The following is a 4,247-nucleotide window of genomic DNA, read 5'->3' as shown; positions in this document are numbered from 1 at the left end:
CGGTGGCTGCCGGCCGCCGACTGAGCCGGACGGCCTGCCCCCACCCCGTGCCGTGGGCGCCACCTCGCCCACGGGATCGTGCCGCTCGCGAGGTCACGCCGTGCGCGGGTCGTCCCGCCCGCAGGGTCGTGCGACCCGCGGGGGCACGTCGCCCGCGAGGACGCATCGCCCGCGGCCGGAGCCTTCCGCCGCGGTCAGATCTTTCCGCGTCGGCCGCGCAGATGCTCGGCCACCGGGGTCAGGGCCGTGTGCAGGTTGTCCAGCGCCTCCGGCGTCAGCAGGTCCATGAAGTGCCTGCGCACCGACGCCACGTGGTGCGGCGCCACCTTCCGCATGGTCTCCGCGCCGTGTTCGGTGAGGACGCCGTACAGTCCGCGCCGGTCGGACTCGCAGTTCTCCCGGCGGACCAGGCCCGCGTTCTCCATGCGGGTGATCTGGTGCGAGAGCCTGCTCTTGGACTGCAGCGTCGCGGTGGCGAGGTCGCTCATGCGCATGCGCTGACCCTCCGACTCCGAGAGGTTGACCAGGATCTCGTAGTCGTTCATGGTCAGGCCGAAGGGCTGGAGGTCCTTCTCGAGCTGGTGCATCAGCAGTCTGCTGACCTCCAGATGGGTGCGCCAGGCGCACTGCTCCGCGTTGTTCAGCCAGCGGGTGGCGGTCTCGGTCTCGGTCTCCATATGACGATTCTACCTAAGAAGTTGAAAGACGGACGAAGTGAAGGTGTGGCGTCCGTGGTACGGGCTCGAACGCGGCTCGGAGCGCGGGGTGCGGGCGCCCGGCGTCACAGTGCGCAGGCTACCGTTCACCAACCGAAGCGACGCTGGAGGTCCCCGAGCTGACCGGACGGACGGTGTGAGGCGCCGGGTTGACCCGAGCCGCCCGGCACCCCCGGCTGGGTCGGTGTCGCGCCCGTCGGCTGGTCGGGCAGCAGCGCCTCGGACGACTGGAGCAGGACCGTACCCGCGCCGACGAACTCGAACTGGTGCTCCTCGCCCGAGGTGCCGCCGATCCCGGTCAGCGCCCGCAGACCGCCCAGCACGCCCGTCAGATACCCGTGGTCGTAGTGATGGCACGGCGAGGGGCAGTCCGCCCAGCCCACCAGTGCCTGCGGGTCGACCCGGAGCGGCGGTTCCATGAAGACCACCGGGCCGTTGGACGCGGCCACGAACTTCCCCGTGCCGATCAGCGTCAGGAACCCCGGCACGATCGACTGCTTGAGCGCCAGGGACGGCTGGAACGCCAGCAGGTTGCCCGAACGGATCGTCAGGTTCCCGTCCTCCAGGTCGTAGGAGTTCACGTCGAACGCCCGGTCCGCGAGCAGCATCTTGCCGCTGCCCTCCGCCACCACCCAGTCGCTCGCGTGCAGCGGCGAATGGAAGCTCGTCCGCAGCAGCCGCTCGAAGCGGCCGTGGCCGACGCCGTCGAACTCGATCCGCCCGTAGTAGGCGATCATCCTGCCCTTCTGCAGGAACCACTGGCCTCCGGCCAACTCCACGCAGAACGTGTACGCGTTGACGTTGTCGTCCGAGGGCAGCGTCATCGGGTCGAAGACGACGGGCGTGCTCACAGCTTCTCCTCCGATGCCTGGACATAGACCGTGCCGCTGCCGCTCAGCTCCAGCTGGAACGCCTCGCCGGAGCCGCGCCCCACCATTTCGCGCCAGCCGAGCGCGGCGGAGAGCTTGTTGCGCACATTGCCGTGGTGCGCGACGTACGCCTGCGGGTCCACGTGCACCTCGTTGCCCGGGGTGATCGGCAGCTCGATCACCCCGCCGTGGGCCATCACGGCAACCGCCCCGTGGCCGGTCAGCGTCGTGGTGAACAGGCCCTGGCCGGTCACCTGGCCGCGCACCATGCCCATCACCCCGCCCTGCGAGCCCATGAACATGGTGGACTGCTGGAGCGAGCCGTCGAAGGCGAGCAGCCGGTCGGCCTCGACGTACAGGGTGTCCCCGGACAGCTCGATCACCTGGACGTGATGGCCGCCGTGGCCGAACATCACCGTGCCGTTCCCCTCGACCGTCATCAGCGGGGTCGCCTCGCCCGTCACCCGGCGGCCGATCATCGACAGCATCCCGCCCTGGCCGCCCTGGATGTTCGGGGTGAACGACACCTCGCCGCGGTAGGCGAGCATCGCGCCCCGCTGGCTGTACAGCTTCTGGCCGGGAACCACCGTCGCCTCGACCATCTTCGCGTTGATCTCACGGAACGGCATCAGAGTTCGCCCCCCAGGGTGTTGCGCTCGCTGGGCTGGACGTACACGATCCCCTCGCCCTCGAACCTCATCTGGAACGCCTCGCCCGAGCCCTCGCCGATCAGCGTCCGGAAGTTCACCCCGGACTGGAGGTGCTGCCGCACATCCCCCTGGTGGGCGATGTAGGCGCCGGGGTCGACGAACAGCGGGTACTGCGGTGAGACCCGCAGTCCCACGGCCGCGCCGTCCGACACGATCGCCACCTGACCGGTGCCCTCGACGGTCGTGGTGAACAGCCCGTTGCCGCTCGCCCCGCCGCGCAGGCCGGTGAAGGTGGTGCCGGTGCGCAGCCCGGCGTCGGTGCAGAGCAGATTGCTCGCCTCGACGTAGAGCTTGTCGCCGTGCAGCAAGACCAGGCTGATCTCGCTCGCGCGGTCGGCGAAGTAGCAGGTGCCCTTGCCCGTCACCTGCATCACGGACATCTGCTCACCGGTCAGCCGGCGCGTCACCATGCCGCGCAGCCCGTCGCCGCCGCCGGTCATCTTCTTGAACGTCATCCGGCCGTCGTACGCGACCATCGAACCGTTCTTGGCCTTGACGGCGTCGCCGTTCAGGTCGACGGCCAGAGTTCTGCTGCCTTGGAGTCGGAACATCGCCACCCGCCGACGGTATCGGCAGCGTCCCGGCCCGGACAGGGCCAAAGGCCGAACAGCGCCCCTGAATCACCCCTGATGCACACCCGGTACCGAATCCGCACAGAGCCGGGACGAATCGCCTCGGGCGCGCCGGACGCGCACGAGGACGGGGGCGCGTCCCCGCGTGCGCGCGCGTGACCGGGAACATACGCCCCCGGCGCCGGAGACCGCCCGCGCCGATGCCACAATGGGGGCGCTTGTGCCCTCGTTCACAAGCAGTCACGACCCTCCCACCGAAGGTGCCCTCGTGGACATCAAGACCGCTACCGCCCTGCACCGGCTGCGCCTCATCTCGATCCCCGAAGCGCTCTCCTTCCCGGCGCTGATCATCTTTGGCTCGATCCTCAGCCGGGTCTCGGACATCGACTTCCTGATGATGCCGCTCGGCATCCTGCACGGTGTGCTCTTCGTGATCTACGCCGTGCTGCTGCTCGACGTCTGGTCCAAGACCAAGTGGCCGCTGAAGCGGGTCGCGCTCTTCTTCCTGCTCGCGCTGGTGCCGTTCGGCGGGCTGTACGGGGACAAGCTGCTCAAGCGCTACGAGGCCGACGGCGTCATCGCCGCCCGGGCCCGCCGGGAGGGAGTGGTGGGCGCGTGATCGTCGCGTTCTCGGTCAGCCCGCTGGGTGTCGGCGAGGACGTCGGCGAGTACGTCGCCGACGCCGTCAGGGTCGTCCGCGAGTCCGGGCTGCCCAACCGCACGGACGCCATGTTCACCTCCGTCGAGGGCGAGTGGGACGAGGTCATGGACGTCGTCAAGCGCGCCGTCGCCGCCGTCGAGGCCCGTGCCGGACGGGTCTCCCTGGTGCTGAAGGCCGACATCCGCCCGGGTGTCACCGACGGCCTGACGTCCAAGGTGGAGACCGTCGAGCGGTACCTCTCGGAGGGCTGACCCCGCCGTACGGCGCACGCCCTGCGGCCTCGCGGAGGCGTGCGCCCGCGCGAGGCCGCGTTCCCACGCCGGGCGTGCGCCCGGACGTAACCGTGCCCCACGCCGGGTGTGCGCCCGCACGTAGCCGTGTCCCCGCGCCGAGGTGTGCGCCCGCGTGTAGCCGTACGGCGTGCGCGAATCCGAGGGAACCCCCGGCCGCCGCCGGGGGTTCCCTCGTCATTCCCGCCCGTCATTCCTGTCCGTCGTGGCCGTCCGGCGCGGCCAGGGCGATCCCGAGCGGGGTCCGCTCGTACAGCACCTGGTGGCCGTACCGCCGCGACGTGAGCAGCCCCGCCGCGCGCAGCACCGACAGATGCTCCGACACGGAGGAGAGCGCGAGGCCCAGCCGGTGGGCGAGCGCACTCGTCCCGGCCGGCTCGTCGAGGGCGCACAGGACCTCGGCCCGTCTCCGGCCGAGCAGCCGCGCGA

The 4,247-nt window shown here is 70.5% G+C and carries 7 protein-coding genes; 2 read left to right on the top strand and 5 right to left on the bottom strand.

The window, feature by feature from the left end:
• Window positions 1-194: 194 nt before the first annotated feature.
• The 4 genes from AMK22_RS37000 to AMK22_RS36985 all read right to left on the bottom strand — a co-directional run bounded on the left by AMK22_RS37000 (window position 195) and on the right by AMK22_RS36985 (window position 2,846).
• Complete coding sequence (locus AMK22_RS37000; protein WP_073792118.1) at window positions 195-677, bottom strand: MarR family winged helix-turn-helix transcriptional regulator; 483 nt, start codon at window positions 675-677, stop codon at window positions 195-197.
• A gap of 125 nt (window positions 678-802) precedes the next feature.
• Window positions 803-1,567, bottom strand: a complete 765-nt coding sequence (locus AMK22_RS36995) for an AIM24 family protein (RefSeq protein ID WP_073792117.1) — start codon at window positions 1,565-1,567, stop codon at window positions 803-805.
• Window positions 1,564-2,214, bottom strand: a complete 651-nt coding sequence (locus AMK22_RS36990) for an AIM24 family protein (RefSeq protein WP_073792115.1) — start codon at window positions 2,212-2,214, stop codon at window positions 1,564-1,566. Before AMK22_RS36990 ends, AMK22_RS36995 begins: the two co-directional genes overlap by 4 nt.
• Window positions 2,214-2,846, bottom strand: coding sequence for an AIM24 family protein (locus tag AMK22_RS36985; protein ID WP_073792114.1), 633 nt, complete (start codon window positions 2,844-2,846; stop codon window positions 2,214-2,216). Before AMK22_RS36985 ends, AMK22_RS36990 begins: the two co-directional genes overlap by 1 nt.
• A gap of 289 nt (window positions 2,847-3,135) precedes the next feature.
• Here AMK22_RS36985 and AMK22_RS36980 point away from each other — a divergent pair, with 289 nt between their 5' ends.
• Together AMK22_RS36980 and AMK22_RS36975 are read left to right on the top strand one after the other, a co-directional pair.
• Entirely contained in the window at window positions 3,136-3,486 is a 351-nt protein-coding gene (locus AMK22_RS36980; RefSeq protein ID WP_073792112.1) for a DUF3817 domain-containing protein, read from the top strand.
• A complete protein-coding gene (locus AMK22_RS36975) occupies window positions 3,483-3,779 on the top strand; it encodes an MTH1187 family thiamine-binding protein (protein ID WP_073792111.1) in 297 nt (98 codons plus the stop codon). Before AMK22_RS36980 ends, AMK22_RS36975 begins: the two co-directional genes overlap by 4 nt.
• Before the next feature lie 229 nt (window positions 3,780-4,008).
• On the opposite strand, the gene AMK22_RS36970 is transcribed toward AMK22_RS36975, so the two are convergent.
• Window positions 4,009-4,247 (bottom strand): ArsR/SmtB family transcription factor (locus AMK22_RS36970; protein ID WP_143203661.1); only part of this gene is annotated, 239 nt, incomplete at its 5' end.

It is taken from the genome of Streptomyces sp. CB01580 (assembly GCF_001905795.1).
Classification (GTDB): Bacteria; Actinomycetota; Actinomycetes; order Streptomycetales; family Streptomycetaceae; genus Streptomyces.
The sequence above is the reverse complement of the archived record's forward strand: the minus strand, read 5'-3'. Positions and strand labels throughout refer to the sequence as shown.